Origin of the sequence: Streptomyces sp. SPB162, assembly GCF_029504575.1 — a bacterium.
In the GTDB taxonomy this organism is placed as follows: domain Bacteria; phylum Actinomycetota; class Actinomycetes; order Streptomycetales; family Streptomycetaceae; genus Actinacidiphila.
The window spans coordinates 215,736-233,770 of the sequence record NZ_JAQFII010000001.1; the positions used below are offsets into that span (position 1 = coordinate 215,736).

14 protein-coding genes are annotated in these 18,035 nt (G+C 69.6%); all 14 read right to left on the minus strand.

Annotated features, from left to right (window positions below):
- The 14 genes from M2266_RS01040 to M2266_RS01105 all read right to left on the minus strand — a co-directional run bounded on the left by M2266_RS01040 (nt 1) and on the right by M2266_RS01105 (nt 18,023).
- Entirely contained in the window at nt 1-903 is a 903-nt protein-coding gene (locus M2266_RS01040; protein WP_277436347.1) for a carbohydrate ABC transporter permease, read from the minus strand.
- Entirely contained in the window at nt 900-1,805 is a 906-nt protein-coding gene (locus M2266_RS01045; RefSeq protein ID WP_277436348.1) for a sugar ABC transporter permease, read from the minus strand. The genes M2266_RS01040 and M2266_RS01045 overlap by 4 nt, the downstream gene beginning before the upstream one ends.
- Nucleotides 1,806-1,910: 105 nt before the next feature.
- Entirely contained in the window at nt 1,911-3,641 is a 1,731-nt protein-coding gene (gene araD / locus M2266_RS01050; protein WP_277441021.1) for an L-arabinonate dehydratase, read from the minus strand.
- Nucleotides 3,629-4,552, minus strand: coding sequence for a dihydrodipicolinate synthase family protein (locus tag M2266_RS01055; RefSeq protein ID WP_277436349.1), 924 nt, complete (start codon nt 4,550-4,552; stop codon nt 3,629-3,631). Before M2266_RS01055 ends, araD begins: the two co-directional genes overlap by 13 nt.
- Nucleotides 4,552-5,202 (minus strand): GntR family transcriptional regulator, encoded by a 651-nt coding sequence (locus tag M2266_RS01060; protein ID WP_277436350.1) that lies wholly within the window; start codon nt 5,200-5,202, stop codon nt 4,552-4,554. Before M2266_RS01060 ends, M2266_RS01055 begins: the two co-directional genes overlap by 1 nt.
- A gap of 216 nt (nt 5,203-5,418) precedes the next feature.
- On the minus strand, nt 5,419-6,444 hold the full coding sequence (locus tag M2266_RS01065) for a polysaccharide lyase family 1 protein (RefSeq protein WP_277436351.1): 1,026 nt from the start codon (nt 6,442-6,444) through the stop codon (nt 5,419-5,421).
- 13 nt (nt 6,445-6,457) lie between these two features.
- Nucleotides 6,458-7,288 carry a pectate lyase gene (locus M2266_RS01070; protein ID WP_277436352.1) on the minus strand — a complete coding sequence of 277 codons (831 nt, stop codon included), beginning with the start codon at nt 7,286-7,288 and terminating at the stop codon, nt 6,458-6,460.
- A gap of 244 nt (nt 7,289-7,532) precedes the next feature.
- Nucleotides 7,533-10,766 carry a LamG-like jellyroll fold domain-containing protein gene (locus tag M2266_RS01075; protein ID WP_277436353.1) on the minus strand — a complete coding sequence of 1,078 codons (3,234 nt, stop codon included), beginning with the start codon at nt 10,764-10,766 and terminating at the stop codon, nt 7,533-7,535.
- 170 nt (nt 10,767-10,936) lie between these two features.
- The gene (gene yjfF / locus M2266_RS01080) at nt 10,937-11,947 is read right to left on the minus strand and encodes a galactofuranose ABC transporter, permease protein YjfF (RefSeq protein WP_277436354.1); all 1,011 of its coding nucleotides are present in this window, start codon (nt 11,945-11,947) and stop codon (nt 10,937-10,939) included.
- Entirely contained in the window at nt 11,944-13,071 is a 1,128-nt protein-coding gene (locus M2266_RS01085) for an ABC transporter permease (protein ID WP_277436355.1), read from the minus strand. The genes yjfF and M2266_RS01085 overlap by 4 nt, the downstream gene beginning before the upstream one ends.
- Complete coding sequence (locus tag M2266_RS01090; protein ID WP_277436356.1) at nt 13,071-14,600, minus strand: sugar ABC transporter ATP-binding protein; 1,530 nt, start codon at nt 14,598-14,600, stop codon at nt 13,071-13,073. Before M2266_RS01090 ends, M2266_RS01085 begins: the two co-directional genes overlap by 1 nt.
- Nucleotides 14,601-14,700: 100 nt before the next feature.
- Complete coding sequence (locus M2266_RS01095; RefSeq protein WP_277436357.1) at nt 14,701-15,729, minus strand: ABC transporter substrate-binding protein; 1,029 nt, start codon at nt 15,727-15,729, stop codon at nt 14,701-14,703.
- A gap of 78 nt (nt 15,730-15,807) precedes the next feature.
- Nucleotides 15,808-17,313 carry an L-arabinose isomerase gene (araA, locus tag M2266_RS01100; RefSeq protein WP_277436358.1) on the minus strand — a complete coding sequence of 502 codons (1,506 nt, stop codon included), beginning with the start codon at nt 17,311-17,313 and terminating at the stop codon, nt 15,808-15,810.
- Nucleotides 17,310-18,023, minus strand: a complete 714-nt coding sequence (locus M2266_RS01105; protein WP_277436359.1) for an L-ribulose-5-phosphate 4-epimerase — start codon at nt 18,021-18,023, stop codon at nt 17,310-17,312. Before M2266_RS01105 ends, araA begins: the two co-directional genes overlap by 4 nt.
- Nucleotides 18,024-18,035 lie beyond the last annotated feature (12 nt).

The window sequence follows — 18,035 nt, forward strand, 5'->3', positions numbered from 1 at the left end:
TCACCCCTTGACCGCCCCGGCGCTGAAGCCGGTGACCAGCCACTTCTGGATGAACGCGAAGACGATGACGACCGGCACCGCGGCCACCACCCCGCCCGCCGCCAGCGCCCCCAGGTCGACGCTGTCGGCGCCGATGAGGGTGTTGAGGCCGACCGGGATCGTCTGCTTGTCCTGCGAGCTGAGGAACATCAGCGCGAACAGGAAGTGGTTCCAGCTGTGCACGAACGCGAAGGAGCCGACCGCGATCAGTCCGGGCCCCAGCATCGGCAGCACCACCGCGCGGAACGCCTGCAGCCGCGAGCAGCCGTCGACCCAGGCGGCCTCCTCCAGCGCCATGGGCACGTTCTTGATGAAGCCGCTGATCAGGATGATGGACAGCGGCAGTTGGAACACGGTCTCGGCGATGATCACGCTCCACAGCGAGTTGATCAGCTGCAGGTTCCGGAAGATCTCGAAGAGCGGAACGAGCATCAGCGCGCCGGGGATGAACTGCGAGCACAGCAGCCCCAGCATGAAGGCGTTCCTGCCCCGGAACGTGAAGCGGGCGAGGGCGTAGCCGCCGCACAGCGCCACCACGGTCGTGGTGATCAGGGTGGCGGCACCCACCAGCATGCTGTTCTGGAAGTACATGCCGAACGAGCGCTCGTTCCAGACCTTCTCGAAATGCTCGGTCGTGGCCGGCCAGGGCACCAGCGACGTCGACCCCGCCGGACGCACCGCGAACAGCAGCATCCAGTAGAACGGGACCAGGGTGAACAGCAGGTACAGACCGAGCGGCAGGTAGATCTGCCAGCGCGGTGTGCCGTCGTCCACCGAGCGGCGGCGGCGCCGGGAGGTACGCGGCGGAGTGGTTCCGGCCGGTGGTACCGCTCGGACGTCCTTCTCCGCGAGTGCGGCGGTCATGTGCGGTCGCCTCCGAACTTGCTCAGGCGCAGATAGAGGATCGAGCAGAACAGGAGGATGACGAAGGCGACGGTGGTCAGCGCCGACGCGTAACCGAAGTCGTGCCCGTCGATCCCGGTGTTGGCGACGTAAAGCGGCAGTGTGGTGGTCTGGCCCGCCGGTCCGCCTCCGGTGAGGGTGTAGAGCAGGTCGACGTTGTTGAACTCCCACACTCCGCGCAGCAGCGTGGACAGCACGATCGCGTCCCGCAGGTGCGGCAGCGTGATGTGGAACAGCTGCCGGTAGCGGTTGGCGCCGTCGACCGAGGCCGCCTCGTACAGCTCCTGGGGAATGGACTGGAGGTCGGCGAGGATGAGGATGGCGAAGAAGGGGACGCCGCGCCAGAGTTCGGCGAGGACCGCCGCCCAGAACACCGTGCCGGTGTCGGAGAGCACCGAGGTGCCGTAGGTGCCGATGCCCGCGTCGGCGAGGTAGCGGCTGAACCCGGTGGAAGGGTTGTACAGCAGCATCCAGATGGTCGTGGTCAGGACGCCGGAGACCGCCCAGGGCGAGAAGACCAGGGCGCGGGCGATGCCCCGGCCGAGGAAGGTCTGGTTGACCAGCAGGGCCAGCACCAGTCCGAGGGCGAGCTGCAGGCTGACCTCGACGACGACCCACCGGGCGCTGAAGCCCAGGCTCTGCCAGAAGAGCGGGTCGTCGGTGAAGATCCTGGTGAAGTTGGAGAACCCGGCGAAGCCGTTCCGCCAGGGCTTGGTGACGTTGTAGTCCTGCAGGCTGTAGTAGAGGACGCTGACCATCGGGTACGCGATGAACCCGAGCATCAGCAGGCCTGCCGGGGCTATCAGCAGATACGGGAGGCGCCGGTCGCGCCGCCGGGATGGTTTCGCCACGGCGATGGCCATGACTGGGACTCCTTCACTACGGGGGTAAGCGCTTGCTGAATGGTGTGCGGCGCCCCGGACGAGGAAGGTCTGGGGCACTCGCGACGGGGAGGGCTGGTCGGGCACTCAGCCCGCGTAGGGCTCGGGCACTTCGCCGGGCCTGGCCAGGAAACGGAAGTCGCAGCCGGTGTCGGCCTGGGTGATCTGCTCCTGGTAGAGGGCGCCGTAGCCCCGGGAGAAGCGGGGCGGGGGCGGCTGCCACTCGGCGCGGCGGCGTTCCAACTCGGCGTCGTCCACCTCGAGGTGGAGGCTGCGGCCCGCCACGTCGAGGGTGATCGGGTCACCGGTGCGGACGAGGGCCAGCGGGCCGCCGACGTACGACTCGGGTGCGATGTGCAGGACGCACGCGCCGTAACTCGTCCCGCTCATCCGCGCGTCCGAGATCCGGACCATGTCGCGCACCCCCTGTTTCAGCAGATGGTCGGGGATCGGCAGCATCCCGTACTCGGGCATCCCCGGGCCGCCGAGCGGCCCGGACCCGCGCAGGACCAGCACGCTGTCGGCCGTGATGCCCAGCTCCGGGTCGTTGATGGTCGCCTGCATCGCCCGGTAGTCGTCGAAGACCACGGCCGGCCCGGTGTGCTTGAGCAGGTGCGGCTCGGCGGCGATGTGCTTGATGACGGCACCGTCCGGACAGAGGTTGCCGCGCAGTACCGCGAGGCCGCCCTCGGCGGCCAGCGGGTTGCCGCGCGGGCGGATGACGTCCTCGTTGTGGACGAGTCCGCCGTCGAGCTGCTCGCGCAGCGTGGGGTGCGCGACCGTCGGGCGGTCCAGGTGCAGGAGGTCCGTCAGCCGCGCGAGGAACCCGGGCAGGCCGCCGGCGAAGTGGAAGTCCTCCATCAGGTACCGGCCGCCCGGGCGCACGTTGGCCAGCACGGGGACTGTCCGCGCGATGCGGTCGAAGTCGTCCAGCGTCAGTTCGACGCCGGAGCGGGCGGCCATCGCGATCAGATGGATCACGGCGTTGGTGGAGCCGCCGAGGGCCAGGACGGTGGCGACCGCGTCCTGGTACGCGTCACGGGTCAGGATCCGCGACAGTCGCAGGTCCTGCCACACCAGCTCGACGATGCGCGCCCCCGAGGCGGCGGCCATCCGCTCGTGGCCGGAGTCGACCGCCGGGATCGAGGAGGCACCGGGCATGGTGACCCCCAGCGCCTCGGCGGCGGCCGTCAGCGTGGAGGCGGTGCCCATCGTCATGCAGTGGCCGGGGGAACGCGCGAGCCCGTTCTCCAGCTCGGCCAGCTCGCAGTCACCGATCAGCCCGGCCCGCTTGTCGTCCCAGTACTTCCACATGTCCGTGCCGGAGCCCAGCACCTCGTCACGCCAGTGGCCGGGCAGCATGGGCCCCGCCGGGACGAAGACGGCGGGAAGGTCCATGCTGGCCGCACCCATCAGCAGCGCCGGGGTGGACTTGTCGCAGCCGCCCAGCAGCACGGCACCGTCCACCGGGTACGAGCGCAGCAGTTCCTCGGTCTCCATGGCGAGCAGGTTGCGGTAGAGCATCGGCGTCGGCTTCTGGAAGGTCTCCGAGAGCGTGGACACCGGGAACTCCAGCGGGAAGCCGCCCGCCTGCCACACCCCGCGCTTGACCGCCTGGGCGCGTTCGCGCAGGTGGGAGTGGCAGGGGTTGATGTCGGACCAGGTGTTGAGGACCGCGATCACCGGCTTGCCGAGGTGCTCCTCGGGGAGGTAGCCGAGCTGCCGCGTGCGGGCCCGGTGGCTGAACGAGCGCAGCCCGTCGGTGCCGTACCAGCGGTGGCTGCGCAGCTCCTCGGGAGTCTTCCTCACAGCGCCCAGCCCTTGATGAGTGCCGCCACCTCTGCGCGCTGCGGGTCGGGCAGTTCACGACTCGGCGGCCGCACCTCGCGGCGGCACAGGCCGAGAGCGGCGAGCGCCTCCTTGACGACGGTCACGTTGTTCGCGGACTGCTGCGCGGCGCGCAGGTCCTCGAAGGGGCGGATCTGCTCCCAGATCCGCATCGCCTCGGAGTAGTCCCCGGCACGCAGGGCCGTCAGCATGCCCAGGGACACGGACGGCGCGACATTGACCAGGCCCGAGGTGAAACCGGTGGCACCGGCCCCCCAGTAGGCGGGCGCGTACAGCTCCGCCAGTCCCGCCACCCAGACGAACCGGTCGAGGCCGGCGTCGCGGGCGAAGGCCGCGAAGCGGGCGGCGTCCGGCACCGCGTACTTGGCGCCGATCACGTTGGGGCACAGGTCGCCGAGCAGGGCCATGCGGTCGCCGCCGAGGAGCGGGTTGCGGATGTAGGGCACCACACCCAGTTCGGGGACGGACTCGGCGATGGCCCGGTGGTAGTCCACCCATCCGTCGTGCGAGACGTAGGGGTGCACCGGCTGGTGCACCATCACCATCTGGGCGCCGTGGTCACGCGCGTGCCGGGCCGCGGCGACGGCGGTGGGAACGTCGTGTCCGACGCCCACCAGGACCACGGCCGGTCGTTGCGCGGTCTCGGCGAGGGTGTCCTCGACGACCGTGAGTCGTTCCTCGGGGGTCAGGGCGTAGAACTCGCCGGTGTTCCCGTTGGGCGTCAGCGTCCGGACGCCGCCGTCCAGCAGCCGGCGCAGCAGGGACCGGTAGGCGGTCCGGTCGATCGCGCCGTCGGCGTCGAAGGGCGTCACCGGAATCGCGACGACGTCGGCGAGTGCGGCCCGCAGCTCGGCGGGGTGCGTCAGTTCGGTGCGGTCCATCAGGCGCCCGCCTCCTGGTGCTCGGGGTACGCGCGGCGGACGAAGTCGGAGATGTGCGCGTGCAGCAGACGGGCCGCGCCGTCGGCGTCGCCGGCCAGCGCCGTCCGCAGGATCTCCTGGTGCTCGCGGGCCTCCTGCTCCCAGGAGGGGGAGGCCGCCCAGGCGACGGCCGACACCAGGGCCGCCTGGTCGCGTACCTCGTCGAGCATGCGCGTCAGGAGCGGGTTGCCGCAGGGCAGGTACAGCGCCCGGTGGAAGTCGCGGTTGGCCAGGCTACGGTCGGCCCGGTCCTCCGCGCCCTCGGCGCGCACCAGCGCGTCCTGTGCCGCCGCCAGGGACTCCTTCCTGACGATGCTGCGGCGCAGTGCCTCCGGTTCCAGCAGCAGTCGCACGTCGTAGATCTCACGCGCCATGGCCGCGTCCACGGCCCGCACCGTGACGCCCTTGTACTGGCTCATCACGACGAGTCCGGTGCCGGCCAGCGTCTTGAGCGCCTCGCGCACGGGGGTCTTCGAGACCCCGAACTGCGCCGCGAGATCGGCCTCGACGAGTGGCTGTCCCGGTCTCAACTGCCCGGTGAGGATGCCGTGCTTGATCGCTTCCAGCACGTACTGCGTCCGGGAGGGGATCGGGGCGGGGGCAAAGGTCATGTGCGCTCTCAGATCTCACGTATCGCGTCTCATATATGACGTACGAAGTACGACGCGATGAAAGTTAGAGCCGCGCCGAGGCTTCGTCAATGCTTTCGACAGAACTGATCCAACACGGCTCCGGCCCGGTGCGGGAGCGCTCCCACATCGGGCCGGATCGGGCCCGGGTCGCAGTCGGTCAGGGCCTGCGATCAGGGCAGTTGCAAGGGTCCGCGATCAGCCGACCTTGCCGGTGCCCGCCCCCGCCCGGACCTCGGCCGCCACCTGCGCGGTGGGGTCGAGGGTGAACGCGTAGGGCGGGCTGGTGAAGGTGCCGGTGCGCGTGATGACGGGGGCCGCGCCGCCGTAGTCGTTGCCACTGGCGTTGGCGTAGCCGTCGACCGGACTGTCCTCGGTCGTCCACACCGGGAGGTTCACGTTCACGAAGACGTTGTTCTGAACCAGGCACTGCGCGTTCATCAGGCAGTGGATGCCGCTGGTCGGAGCGTTCTCGTAGAGGTTGTCGTAGGCGTGCAGATGCCCGAACCTGATACGCGGCAGCCGCGAGTCCACGTTGCTGAACCAGTTGTGCCCGTAGGTGACCCGGATGCTCGCGTCCTCGGAGGCGTTCTTGTCGCTGTGGCCGACGAGCGAGCCCTTGAAGTGGTCGTGCAGGTGATTCCAGGAGACGGTGACGTCCGTGGAGCCGTGGTTGATGTCCAGCAGCCCGTCGTAGTAGTCCTTGTCGTGCGTGCGGTCGTTGGACAGGTCGTTGTGATCGATCCAGACGTGGTCGGACTTCTGGATCTGGATGAGGTCGACGGGCGCCTTGGCCAGCGAGATCCTCAGGTTGCGGACGATGACGTTGTGGGCCTTCTTGATGAACAGCCCGGCCCCGGTGAGGCCCGAGTCGGCGCCCACACCGACGATGGTCTTGTCCGAGGTCACGTAGATCTGCTCGGTGCCCCGCAGCATCCCCGAGACCTTGATCGTCTTCGCTCCCGTCGACTTGGCCTCGGTCACGAGCTGGGCGACCGTGGTGACGGTGACGGTGGTGCCGCCCGCCCCGCCCGTCGTGCCGGCGCCGTATCCGATGGGCGCGTTCTCGAAGGCCGCTGCCGCGACCACGACCGGACCGGATCCGGTCGCGGGCACGACCGGGCCGGCGCCCGCCGGGGAGGCGACGACGGCGACCGAGGCGACACCGGTCGCGACGGCGGCGGCGATCAGGGCCCGGCGGTTGATCGATGGGATCCGCTTCATGGCGTGCCGCCTCTCACTTGTAGGTGATGTCGGATGAGGAGTACAGGCAGTTCACGCCGTCGGGACCACTCCCGATCTTCTTCGGCTCGCCACTGGTCACGCCCTTGTAGCGGTCGCAGGGGCTGATCTTCTTGCTGCTGTCGTTCACGACGGTGATGCCGGAGAGCTTCGCGGTGTCGCCGTAGTTGGAGTTGATGCCGACGATGGACTTGCCGGGCGAGGTGACCGTGACGTTCTGGACGATGACGTGCCGCTCGTACTGCTTCTTGCAGTTGCCGCACGAGCGGTAGAGCTTCCCGAAGTCGTTCACCTGGAAGTTCTTGATGATCATCGTGCCGGGGCCGTTGTGCTGGAAGACCTTGTCCGAGGCCTTGCGCGCACCTCCGCCGTCGATGGTCATGGTCTGCGACGCGGACGTGCCCTTGAAGGTCGCGGCGTCCTCGCCGACGTCCTGCCACCAGACGTTCTTCAGCGTGCAGGTGCCCAGGCAGTGGATGCCGTCGGCCGCCGGGGAGCCGAGGATGACGTTCTGCAGGGTCGCGCCGTTCGCCAGCTCGAAGATCGGATCCTGGCTCTCACTCTGTCCGTCGGTGCCCAGGTCACCGCTGCCGATGTACCGGATCATGCCGCCGTCACGGGTGCCGGTCACCTTGATCGTGCTGGTGACCAGCTGGTCGCCGGCCGGCGTCGGCCAACTGGCCGCCGCGGGTGCGGCTTGGGGCGCCGGGGCCTGCGCGGACGCGGATCCCGGGACGGTGACCAGTCCGGTCACGGCCAGGGCGATGGCCGCCAACGGCGCGAGAACGGCGGGGACGACCCGCCGGGTGGATGTACGTGCTGCCATGTCGGTCCTCCATGGGGGGATGTCGAAGGATGCGGCTGCCTCAGACCCGTTCACGGTTGAAAGTCGAAGTTCATGTCCGTGAACGATGGGGCCGGTGATGAAGTTAGAGAGCAAGCGCGTACCTGTCAATGACCTGAACAAGCGGATATCCCAGGGGAGTTGATGAGCAAGCGCTTGCCCTCGGGCAGGCGAAAGCGGCCGACCACGCGAAGTGGTCGGCCGCCGCCGCGCGGACGGTGTCCGCTCAGCCGATGGTGAGTTGGGTCACCGAGTTGGCCGGAAACGTACGCGTGAAGGTGGCTCCCAGGCCGGTCACCGCGGTAGTGACCGGGACGACATGACGGGGGTCGGTGAGGGTGTTGGTGTCGGAGGGGCCGGCCGAGGTCAGGGTGACCGCGGTACCGGTGGTCGGGACGGCCGCGGCGGCCCCCGCCAGGTTGACGGTGATCGACTGCGCGTTGCCGCTCGGGTTCACGACGGTGAGGTAGTACTTCCCCGTCCTGGACGAGCGGCTGACCACCTGGTTGACGGTGCTGGTGCCGGCGTAGGAGGCGGACAGGATCTGATCGCCGTGTGCGGCGGCCATCATCTGCTGGACGTAGGCGCTGGGCGAGTTGTAGCTGGTCGAGGCGTCGAAGGCGATCAGGTTGGTGTTCCACTGGACGCTGTTGACGTTGGCCAGCAGCGGGGCGTACGCCTCCATCGCCACCACGTCGGAGTTGCGCTGCAGATTGGTGAGCCAGGAGGCGTCACCGATAGCGCCCGCCAGGTTCGGGGTCGGCCGGCCGATCTGGGAGGCCCACTCCCCCTCGAACACCTTCGGGCCGCTGCGCGAGTAGGTGTCGTACGCGTGGGCGTTCGCGTTGAACCAGCCGGGCGAACGGTAGTTGTGCAGGTCCACCACGTCCGGAGTACGTGCGGAGACGCCGGTGGTGGCGATCAGCTTCAGCGCGGGATAGGCGGCCCTGATGGCGTCGTGGAACTGCGCGTAGCGGCCGTTGCCACCGTCGTAGCTGCCGGTGGTGTCGAACCAGTCCTCGTTGCCTATCTCCACGTACTTGAGGGAGAACGGGGCGGGGTGCCCGTCGGCGGCCCGCTTGGCGCCCCAGCGGGTCGTGACGGCGCCGGTGACGTACTGGATCTCGTCCAGGGCGTCCTGGACGTACGGGGAGAGCTGGTCCAGCGGGACGACGTCGTGCTGCAGGGAGTATCCGGCGTAGACCCCGAGGACGGGCTGCGCACCGAGGTCCTCGCACCATTCGAGGTACTCCAGCAGGCCGAGGCCGTCCGTGGACCAGTAGCCCCAGGGGTCCTGGTGGCCGGGCCGGCTCTCGGTCGCGCCGAGGGTCTTCTTCCAGTCGAAGCGTTCGGCGACCGTGTTGCCCTCGAGGTAGTTGCCGCCCGGCAACCGGATGAAGGAGGGCTCGAGGGCCTTCATCTTCTCCATCAGGTCGACCCGCAGGCCGTTGGGGCGGTTCTTGTACGTCGGCGGGAAGAGCGACACGTTGCTCAGCCACAGGGTGGCCCCCGCCGCCTTCTCCGAGGAGAGCACGAAGCGGTTGTCGGAACTGGTGGGGGCACCGGCCTTGGTCTTCAGGGTGACGGTGTACTTCTTCCAGGCGCTCGTGAGGGAAGGGATGCTCGCCGTCGCGTACGGCGTGCCGCCGGTGCTCTCCAGGGAGAGCTTGAGCGGACCGGTGAACCCCGGGGCGGCCTTGGCGTACAGCGAGGCGGTGTACCGGGTGGACGGCTTGACGGGGATGCCCCAGAAGCCGCCGTTCGCGACCCCTGCCCGGTTGCCGGCCGAGGCCTTGGCCAGGGAGACCTTCAGCGAACGGGTCAGCGCGGTGTTGAGCGGGTTCGCGGTGTCCAGGGCGATGCTCGCCGAGCCGCCGGTGGAACTGACGGCGGACCACGAGTCCGGTCCGGAGGCACTGGCCATCAGGGAGCGGTTCTGCAGCAGTTCGCCGTACAGGCCGCCCTCGCCCGAGTGGTTGATGTCCTCGGTCATCAGGCCGAAGAAGTCACTGGGCAGCGCGTGCGCGGCGGTGCCCGCGTCGACGGTGAGGGTGCCGTTGCCCTGGCCGAGGAGGTTCTCCAGTTCGGGAGCGGTCACCGGGTGGTCGTGCAGCACCACGTCGTCGATGGTGGCGTCGGCGAAGTCGGCCGGGTTGCCGTTGTACTCGCCGCGGCCGACCGCTGTGCCCGCGGACGCCTTCCAGGGGGTGGTGTAGGCGACCGTGGACTGCAGGATGCCGTTGACGTACAGCCTCAGTCGGCCTGACGCGTTGTCGCTGACGCCGGTGAGGTGGTACCAGGTCCCGATGGCCGGGGCCGTCTTCGCGTCGGCGTGGCCGGCGGTGGCGGTGGAGCTGTCGGACGCGAGCCGGGTGAAGGCGAACTTGCCGGTGTTGCCGCGCAGTTGCAGGTAGAAGCCGGAGACGGCGGTTCCGTCCGTGCTCACGAAGGTCTGGTATCCGGTGAGGGTGTTGAGCTTGACCCAGGCCGAGACCGAGAACGACTGCGAGGTGTCCGTCGCGGCGGTGGTGGAGGTCGCGGACGAGGTGGCCGTCCCGTTGGAGCGCAGGGCGTACGCACCGGTCCTGCCGGCGGTCCAGGCGGCCGTCGCGCCCAGGGTGAGGGGGTGGTCATGGCCGGAACCGTCCGCGGCGGAGGTTCCGGTGCCCGCGTCGAACGCCCAGTGCGCGGACTGGTCCAGCGCGGTCACCGCGGACGCGGACAGCGCGCCGGTGTGGAACCGCACGTCGTCCACGCCTCCGCTGAGGAAGTCCACCGGGTTCCCGGCGTACTTGCCGCGGCCGATGACCGCGTGCCCTGCCGCCTTCCACGGCGTGGTGTACGGGACGGTCGTCTGCGGCTTGCCGTTGACGTACAGCGTGAGGGTGCCGGCCGCGGCGTCCTGGACTCCCGTGAGGTGGTACCAGGTACCGACGGCCGGGGTGTCGGCGGCGGCTGCGACGGCGGCCGCCCCGGGGGTGTCCGAGGCCAGTCGGGCGAAAGCGAACGTCCCGGTGTCGCCGCGCAGTCCGAGGTAGAAGCCGCTGACCTCACTGCCGTCGACACTCACGGCGGTCTGGTAGCCGTCGGTGTTGTTGAGCTTCACCCAGGCGGAGACGCTGAAGGAGGCGGAGGTGTCGACGATCGGGGCACCGAGGTCGATGTTGCCGGTGCCGGTGCCGTTCGTCGCGATGCTGCCGGCTCCCACCTGTCCGGCCGCGTGGGTGGCTCCGGCCCCGATGCTGCCCGGGTGGGCGCCGCCGGAGTCGTCGGCCGCCGTGTCGCCGGCGGTCTCGTCCAGGGACCAGTGCCCGGCCAGGGCGGTGTCGGCGGCCGCGGGGGTGGCCGCGAGGGGGACGAACGCGGCGGTGAGGAGCGCCGCGCTCGTGGCGAGGGCGGCGGCGGTGCGCAGCCTTCGCCGCTGCTGACGGCGTGGTCGACGGGGCAGGGCGAAGTGCATGGGTCTCCCTTGAACGGTGGGGAAGGGTGGATTCCATGGCGCGGAGGGGGTGTGGGCCCCACGGGGTGGCGGGCGGATGTTCGTCCCCGTGCCGCACGGCCGCGCGGGTCAGGAGCGCGCGGCCGTGCGGCTGCTGGGTGGTCCGGTCGGGCAGGCGGGCTGACGAGAAGTCAGGCGCGCCGACGGGACGTCATGAGGCGCTGCAGCAGGACGAAGGCGAACAGCAGAGTGCCGACCGCGATCTTCGTCCACCAGGAGCTGAGCGTGCCTTCGAAGGTGATGATGGTCTTGATGACCCCGAGGACGAGGACACCCAGCAGGGTGCCCAGCACGTAGCCGGAGCCGCCGGACAGGATCGTCCCGCCGATCACCACCGCGGCGATCGCGTCGAGCTCCGTGCCGACCAGGTGCAGGCTGTAGCCGGACAGCGTGTAGAGCGTGAACAGCACCCCGCCCAAGGCCGAGCACAGCCCGCTGACCGTGTAGGCGCGGATCACCGTCCGGCCGACCGGCACGCCCATCAGCAGCGCCGACTGCGCGTTGCCGCCGACCGCGTACACCGCGCGGCCGAAGCCCGTGTAGTGCAGCGTCAGGAAGGCGATGGCGACGACGGCCAGCGCGATCACCACCGACCAGGAGACGAACACGCCGCCGGGGAAGGTGACATGGGACTGCGCGAGGGTGGTGAAGACCGGGTCGTCGATCGGGATCGAGTTGGTGCTGATCAGATAGCACAGGCCGCGGGCGAAGAACATCCCGGCCAGCGTCGCGATGAAGGGCTGGACCTCGAAGTGGTGGATGGCGTAGCCCATGGCGCCCCCGATCAGGGCGCCGACCGCCAGGACCACCGGGATGACCAGGGCCGGCGGCCACCCGTGCTGCTGGACGAGGGTGGCGCACAGCATCGTGGAGAGCGCGGCGACGGCTCCCACCGAGAGGTCGATGCCACCGGTGAGGATCACGAACGTCATCCCGACGGCGATGACCAGCAGGAACGCGTTGTCCACGAAGAGGTTGGCGATGGTCTGCCCGGCCAGGAAGTCCAGGTAGCGGTAGTTGCCCGCTTCGAGGGTCAGCGCGAACAGGACGGCGGTGGCCATGACCGGGACGTAGTCGCGGTGCTGGGCCAGGAAGGTGCGCACGCCGCGGCCGGCGGCTGCGCGGGGCTGGGTCGCGCTCATAGGGTGGTCGCCCCCTTCGGGCTCTGGGCGGCGTTCGCCGGTGCGTGGTCCCGGACAGTGCCCGGGCGCTTCGCGGTGACGTCCGCGCGGGCGCCACCGCCGGTACCCGATCGGCGGGGCACCTTGCGCGAGAGCACCTTGGCGCGGAACGCCGGGGATTGCAGCAGACAGACCGCCATCACGACCAGCGCCTTGAACACCAGCGTCGTCTCGGGCGGCACTCCGACGGTGTAGACCGTGGTGGACAGCGTCTGGATGACCAAGGCGCCGATGGCGGTGCCGCCGAGGTGGAAGCGGCCCCCGGTGAGTGAGGTACCGCCGATGACGACGGCCAGGATCGCGTCGAGCTCGATCCACAGACCCGCGTTGTTCCCGTCCGCGGCGGCCACGTTGGAGCTGATCATCAACCCGGCGCCCGCCGCGCACAGCGCGCAGAACGCGTAGACCGCGATCGTCAGGCCGCGGGCCCGGATGCCGACCAGCCGGCTGGCCTCCTTGTTGCCGCCGACCGATTCGAGCAGCAGCCCCAGTGCGGTGCGCCGGACGACGAGGCCGGTCAGCACGAGCACCGCGGCGGCGATCAGCACCGACAGCGGGAGGCCGAGTTCGTAGCCGCCGCCGATCAGGTGGTAAGGCTCGCTGTTGACCGTGATGATCTTGCCGCTGGTGATCATCTGTGCGACGCCGCGCCCCGCGACCATCAGGATCAGGGTGGCGATGATCGGCTGCATGCCGATCCCGGCGACCAGCACGCCGTTCCACACGCCCAGGGCGACACAGATGCCCAGGGCGAGCAGGACCGCGACGATCACCCCGCCGGCGCTGTGCTGGTCGGCGAGGTCGCTGATGTTCAGGCAGGCGACGGCGCCGGAGATGGCGACCACGGCGCCGACCGACAGGTCGATGCCGCCGATGGCGATGACCAGGGTCATGCCGAGGGCGACCAGCAGCAGCGGCGAGCCGAGCCGCAGGATGTCGACCAGGCTGCCGAAGAGGTGGCCGTCGCGGATCTGGATCGAGAAGAAGTCGGGGGTGTAGACGACGTTGGTGATCAGCAGGGCGGCGAGCAACGCGAGCGGCCAGAACAGCCGGTGGGCGGCCAGCCTGGTGACGAGGGGCGGCATCAGTGGGTCCCTCCGGTCGCGATGGTCTCCATCAGCCGGTCCAAGGTGAGTTCTTCGGTGTTGGCGAGCGTCGCCACGAGTTCGCGGTCCCGCAGCACCGCGACGGTGTCGGACAGACTCAGCACCTCTTCGAGTTCGGCGGAGACGTAGACCACCGCCATGCCGTCCGCGGCGAGCGAGGCCACCAGCCGCTGAATCTCGGCCTTGGCCCCGATGTCGATCCCGCGGGTCGGCTCGTCCAGGATCAGCAGTTTCGGTTCGGTGATCAGCCACCGGGCGAGCAGCACCTTCTGCTGGTTGCCGCCACTCAGGTTCCGCACGACCGCCTCCGGGTCCGCCGGGTGGATGTGCAGCGCGGCGATCCAGTGCGCGACCAGCTCCTCCGTCTTCCGGGCGGGCAGCGCCCTGACCCAGCCGCGGGCGGCCTGCAGGGCGAGGACGATGTTCTCCCTGACCGTCAGATCGGGGATGATCCCCTCGCTCCTGCGGTTCTCCGAGCAGAAGGCGATGCCGCGCCGGATGGCGGCGCGGGGGCTGCGAAGCGTGGCGGTCCGCCCGTCGACCGTGAGGCCGCCGGTGTCGGCGCGGTCGGCGCCGGCCAGCAGCCGGGCGGTCTCCGAGCGTCCCGCGCCGAGCAGCCCGGCCAGGCCCAGCACCTCCCCCGGGCGCACGGCGAGGTCGAACGGCGCGATGGCGCCCTTGCGCCCCAGAGCGTGCGCCTCGACGAACGCGGTTCCGGCCGGACGGTCCCGGTCGCCCCGCCCCCGCTCGGTGAGCTCCCCGAGTTCCTGCCCGAGCATCGCCGACACCAGCTCGATCTGCGGCAGGTGCGCGGTGCGGTACTCACCGACGAGACGGCCGTCACGGAGCACGGTGATCCGGTCGGACACGTCGTAGACCTGATCCAGGAAGTGCGTCACGAACAGGATCGCCACGCCCTCACCGCGCAGCCGCCGGATCACCTTGAACAGCTGCGTCACCTCCTCACGGTCCAGGCTGGAGGTGGGCTCGTCGAGGATCAGCACCTTCGCCCGGATGTCCACGGCGCGGGCGATGGCGACCATCTGCTGCAGCGCGAGCGGAAGGGTGTCCAACGGCGCGCGGACGTCGATCTCCAGATCCAGGCCTGCCAGCAGGTCACGGGCGCGGCGGCGCAGCTCGGACCAGGCGATGCGGCCGAGCCTGCGGGGCTCGCGGCCGAGGAAGATGTTCTCCGCGACCGACAGGTTGGGGCAGAGGTTGACCTCCTGGTACACGGTGCTGACCCCGGCCTGCTGCGCCTGCAGCGGGCCGGCGAAACGGACCTCGTGGCCGTCCAGCGTCACCGTCCCCGCCTCGGCCTCGTGCACGCCGGTCAGCACCTTGATCAGGGTGGACTTCCCGGCGCCGTTCTCGCCCATCAGGGCGTGCACTTCACCGGGGTACAGGTCGAGACCGACGTCGGACAGTGCCCGGACGCCGGCGAACTCCTTGGTGATGCCGGCCATCCGGAGGATGGGTGGAGCGGGACTGGGCTGCGGCGTCGACATGGGAGCTCCTCTCCTCGGGCCGCTCAGGCTCCGGCCGGGTCCGGGGCGCCCCTCCTGGGGCGCACCCGTCCCGGATCACCGGAGCTGTACTGGCAGAAACTCAGTACTGGCGGTTGGGGAGCTCCGCCGCGGCCTTGTCCTTGGTGAAGACGCCTTCCTTGGACTCGACCCGGGCCGGCACCTCGGCCTTGTCCTTGAGCTTGCGCACGAGGTCCATGACCTGCGGACCGATCAGCGGGTTGCACTCGACGACGACCTCGATCTTGCCGTCGACCATGGCCTGGAAGGCGTCCTTGACCCCGTCGATGGAGACGATCCGGATGTCCTTGCCGGGCTTGAGCCCCGCTTCCTCGATCGCCTGGATGGCGCCCATCGCCATGTCGTCGTTGTGCGCGAAGAGGACGTTGATGTCCTTGTGCGCCTTCAGGAAGGCCGTCATGACCTCCTTGCCCTTCGCGCGGGTGAAGTCACCGGTCTGGTCCGCGACCAGCTTGAACCTGGGGTCCTTGAGGACCAGGTCCTCGAACCCCTTCTTGCGGTCGATGGCCGGGGCGGAGCCGGTGGTGCCCTCGAGCTCCGCGATGTTCACCGTGCCGGTGTTGGCCTTCTCCGCGTCCAGCAGCCACTGGCCGGCGGACGTCCCCTCCTTGACGAAGTCGGATCCGATGAACGTCTTGTAGAGGGACTTGTCCTGCGTGTCGATCGCCCGGTCGGTGAGGATCACCGGGATCCCGGCCGTCTTGGCTTCCTTCAGTACGGTGTCCCAGCCCGTGACGACCACCGGCGAGAAGCCGATGACGTCCACCTTCTGCTGGATGAAGGTGCGGATCGCGGCTATCTGGTTCTCCTGCTTCTGCTGCGCGTCGGAGAACTTCAGCTCGAAACCGGCGGCCTTCGCCGCGTCCTGGATGGACTTCGTGTTGGCGGCGCGCCAGCCGCTCTCGGAGCCGACCTGCGAGAAGCCGAAGACCAGCTTCTTGGCACCGTTCGCGTCCGTGCCGCTGCCCGCGGCGGCCTTCTTGCCCGCCCCGCCGCAGGCGGCGAGGGACACGCACAGAGCGACGGCCAGCAGGGCCGCGGCGGTGTTGCGCGTACGGGGTCTTGCGGGGGTGGAGGCGGTGAGGGACATCGTGCACTCTCCTTTGAGCCGGGGAAAACCCTGCGATGCATGACCTGGTGGTACGACTGCGAATGCGGCCGAAGCCGCTCAGAAACCCCGCGCCAGACGGTGGTACGCCTGGTTCCAGCGGATCTCCTTGGTGAACTGGCGGATCGTGGTCTCCGCGTCGATGACCAGGAGTTCCGCTCCGGCCATCTCCGCGAAGTCCTCGAGCTCTTCCCTCCCGACGGCGCTGGAGAGCACGGTGTGGTGCGGACCGCCGGCCGTGAGCCAGGCCTCGGTCGAGGTCCGCAGGTCGGGCCGCGGCTTCCACACCGCGTGGGCCACCGGGAGATTCGGCAGCGGCTCGGCGGCGGCGACCACGTCGATCTCGTTGGCGACCAGCCGGAACCGGTCCCCCATGTCGGCGAGACCCACGACCACCGCCCGACCCGGGGTGGCTTCGAAGACCAGGCGGACGGGGTCCTCCCGGCCGCCGATGCCCAGCGGGTGGATCTCGCACGAGGGGACCTCGGCGGCGATCGACGGGCAGACCTCGAGCATGTGCGCGCCGAGGATGACCTCCTGCCCGGCCTCCAGGTGGTACGTGTAGTCCTCCATGAACGACGTGCCACCGGGCAGACCGGCGGACATCGCCTTCAGCGTGCGCAGCAGCGCGGAGGTCTTCCAGTCCCCCTCGCCGCCGAAGCCGTAGCCGTCCGCCATCAGGCGCTGCACGGCCAGACCGGGCAGCTGGCGCAGCCCGCCGAGGTCCTCGAAGTTGGTGGTGAACGCCTGGAAACCACCGTCGGTGAGGAACTCCCGCATGCCGAGTTCGATCCGCGCCGCGTACCGCAGCGAGCCGTGCCGCTCCGCTCCGAGGCGCAGTTCGGGCGCGAGGCGGTAGCTCTCCTGGTACTCCTTGGTCAGCTCGGTGACGTCGGCGTCGGCCACCGCGTCCACCACGGCGACCAGGTCGTTGACCCCGTAGGTGTTGACGGAGACGCCGAACCGCAGCTGCGCCTCGACCTTGTCGCCCTCGGTGACCGCGACGTCGCGCATGTTGTCACCGAACCGCGCCACCCGCAGCGTGCGCAGGGCATGGTGCCCGACCGCGGCTCGGGCCCAGGCACCGATGCGCAGGGTCACCGATGGGTTGCTGACGTGTCCGGCGACCGTCTTGCGGGGCACTCCCAGGCGGGACTGGATGTACCCGAACTCGCGGTCTCCGTGGGCCGCCTGGTTCAGGTTCATGAAGTCCATGTCGATGGAGCTCCACGGCAGCTCCCTGTTGGCCTGGGTGTGCAGGTGCAGCATCGGCTTGCGCAGCGCGTCGAGGCCGGCGATCCACATCTTGGCCGGGGAGAACGTGTGCATCCAGGAGATCACACCGACGCAGTCGTCCGCGGCGTTGGCGTCGAGGCAGACCCGCCGGATCGCCTCCGCGTCGGTGAGTACGGGCAGCCACTTCACCCGGACCGATATGTCCGGACTCTCGTTGAGGGCCGCGGCGATCTGCTGGGACTGTTCGGCGACCTGCTGGAGCGTGTCCGGTCCATAGAGCCCCTGGCTTCCGGTGAGGAACCAGACTTCACGGCCTTCGAGCGACTTCATTGCTGAGCTCCTTCGCGGCCGGCGGGCTGCTGGCCGTACACGTTCTGATAGCGGTCGTAGAGCGAGTCGATGTCCGGCGCGGCGATGCCGACCGGTTCCCCGAGCTGACGGGAGATATGGACGGTGCGGGCGACGTCCTCGCACATCACGGCTGCCTTGACGGCGGCCTTGGCGTCCTTGCCGATGGTGAACACGCCGTGGCTCTTCATCAGCACGGCGGGCGAGCGGTGTCCCTGGAGGGTGGCCACGATGCCCTGGCCGATCGAGTCGTCGCCGATCAGCGCGAACGGGCCGACGGGGATCTCCGCGCCGAACTCGTCCGCCATCGCGGTGACGACGCAGGGCACCGCCTCGCCGCGGGCCGCCCAGGCGGTGGCGTAGGTGGAGTGGGTGTGCACCACGCCCCCCACTTCGGGCATGTGGCGGTAGACGAAGGCGTGGGCGGCGGTGTCCGAGGACGGGTTGTGCGCCCCCTCGACGACCTTGCCCTCCAGATCGCAGACGATCATGTTCTCAGGCGTCAGGTCGTCGTAGGAGACACCGCTCGGCTTGATGACCATCAGGTCGTGGCCCGGCACGCGGGCCGAGACGTTCCCCGCGGTCCACACCACGAGCTGGTAGCGGACGAGTTCCTGATGCAGATCACTGACCTGCTGCCGGATCAGCTTGATCGCTGCGTCGGTCTCGGGGCCGAACGTGGGATCGGTCACGGCATCGTTCCT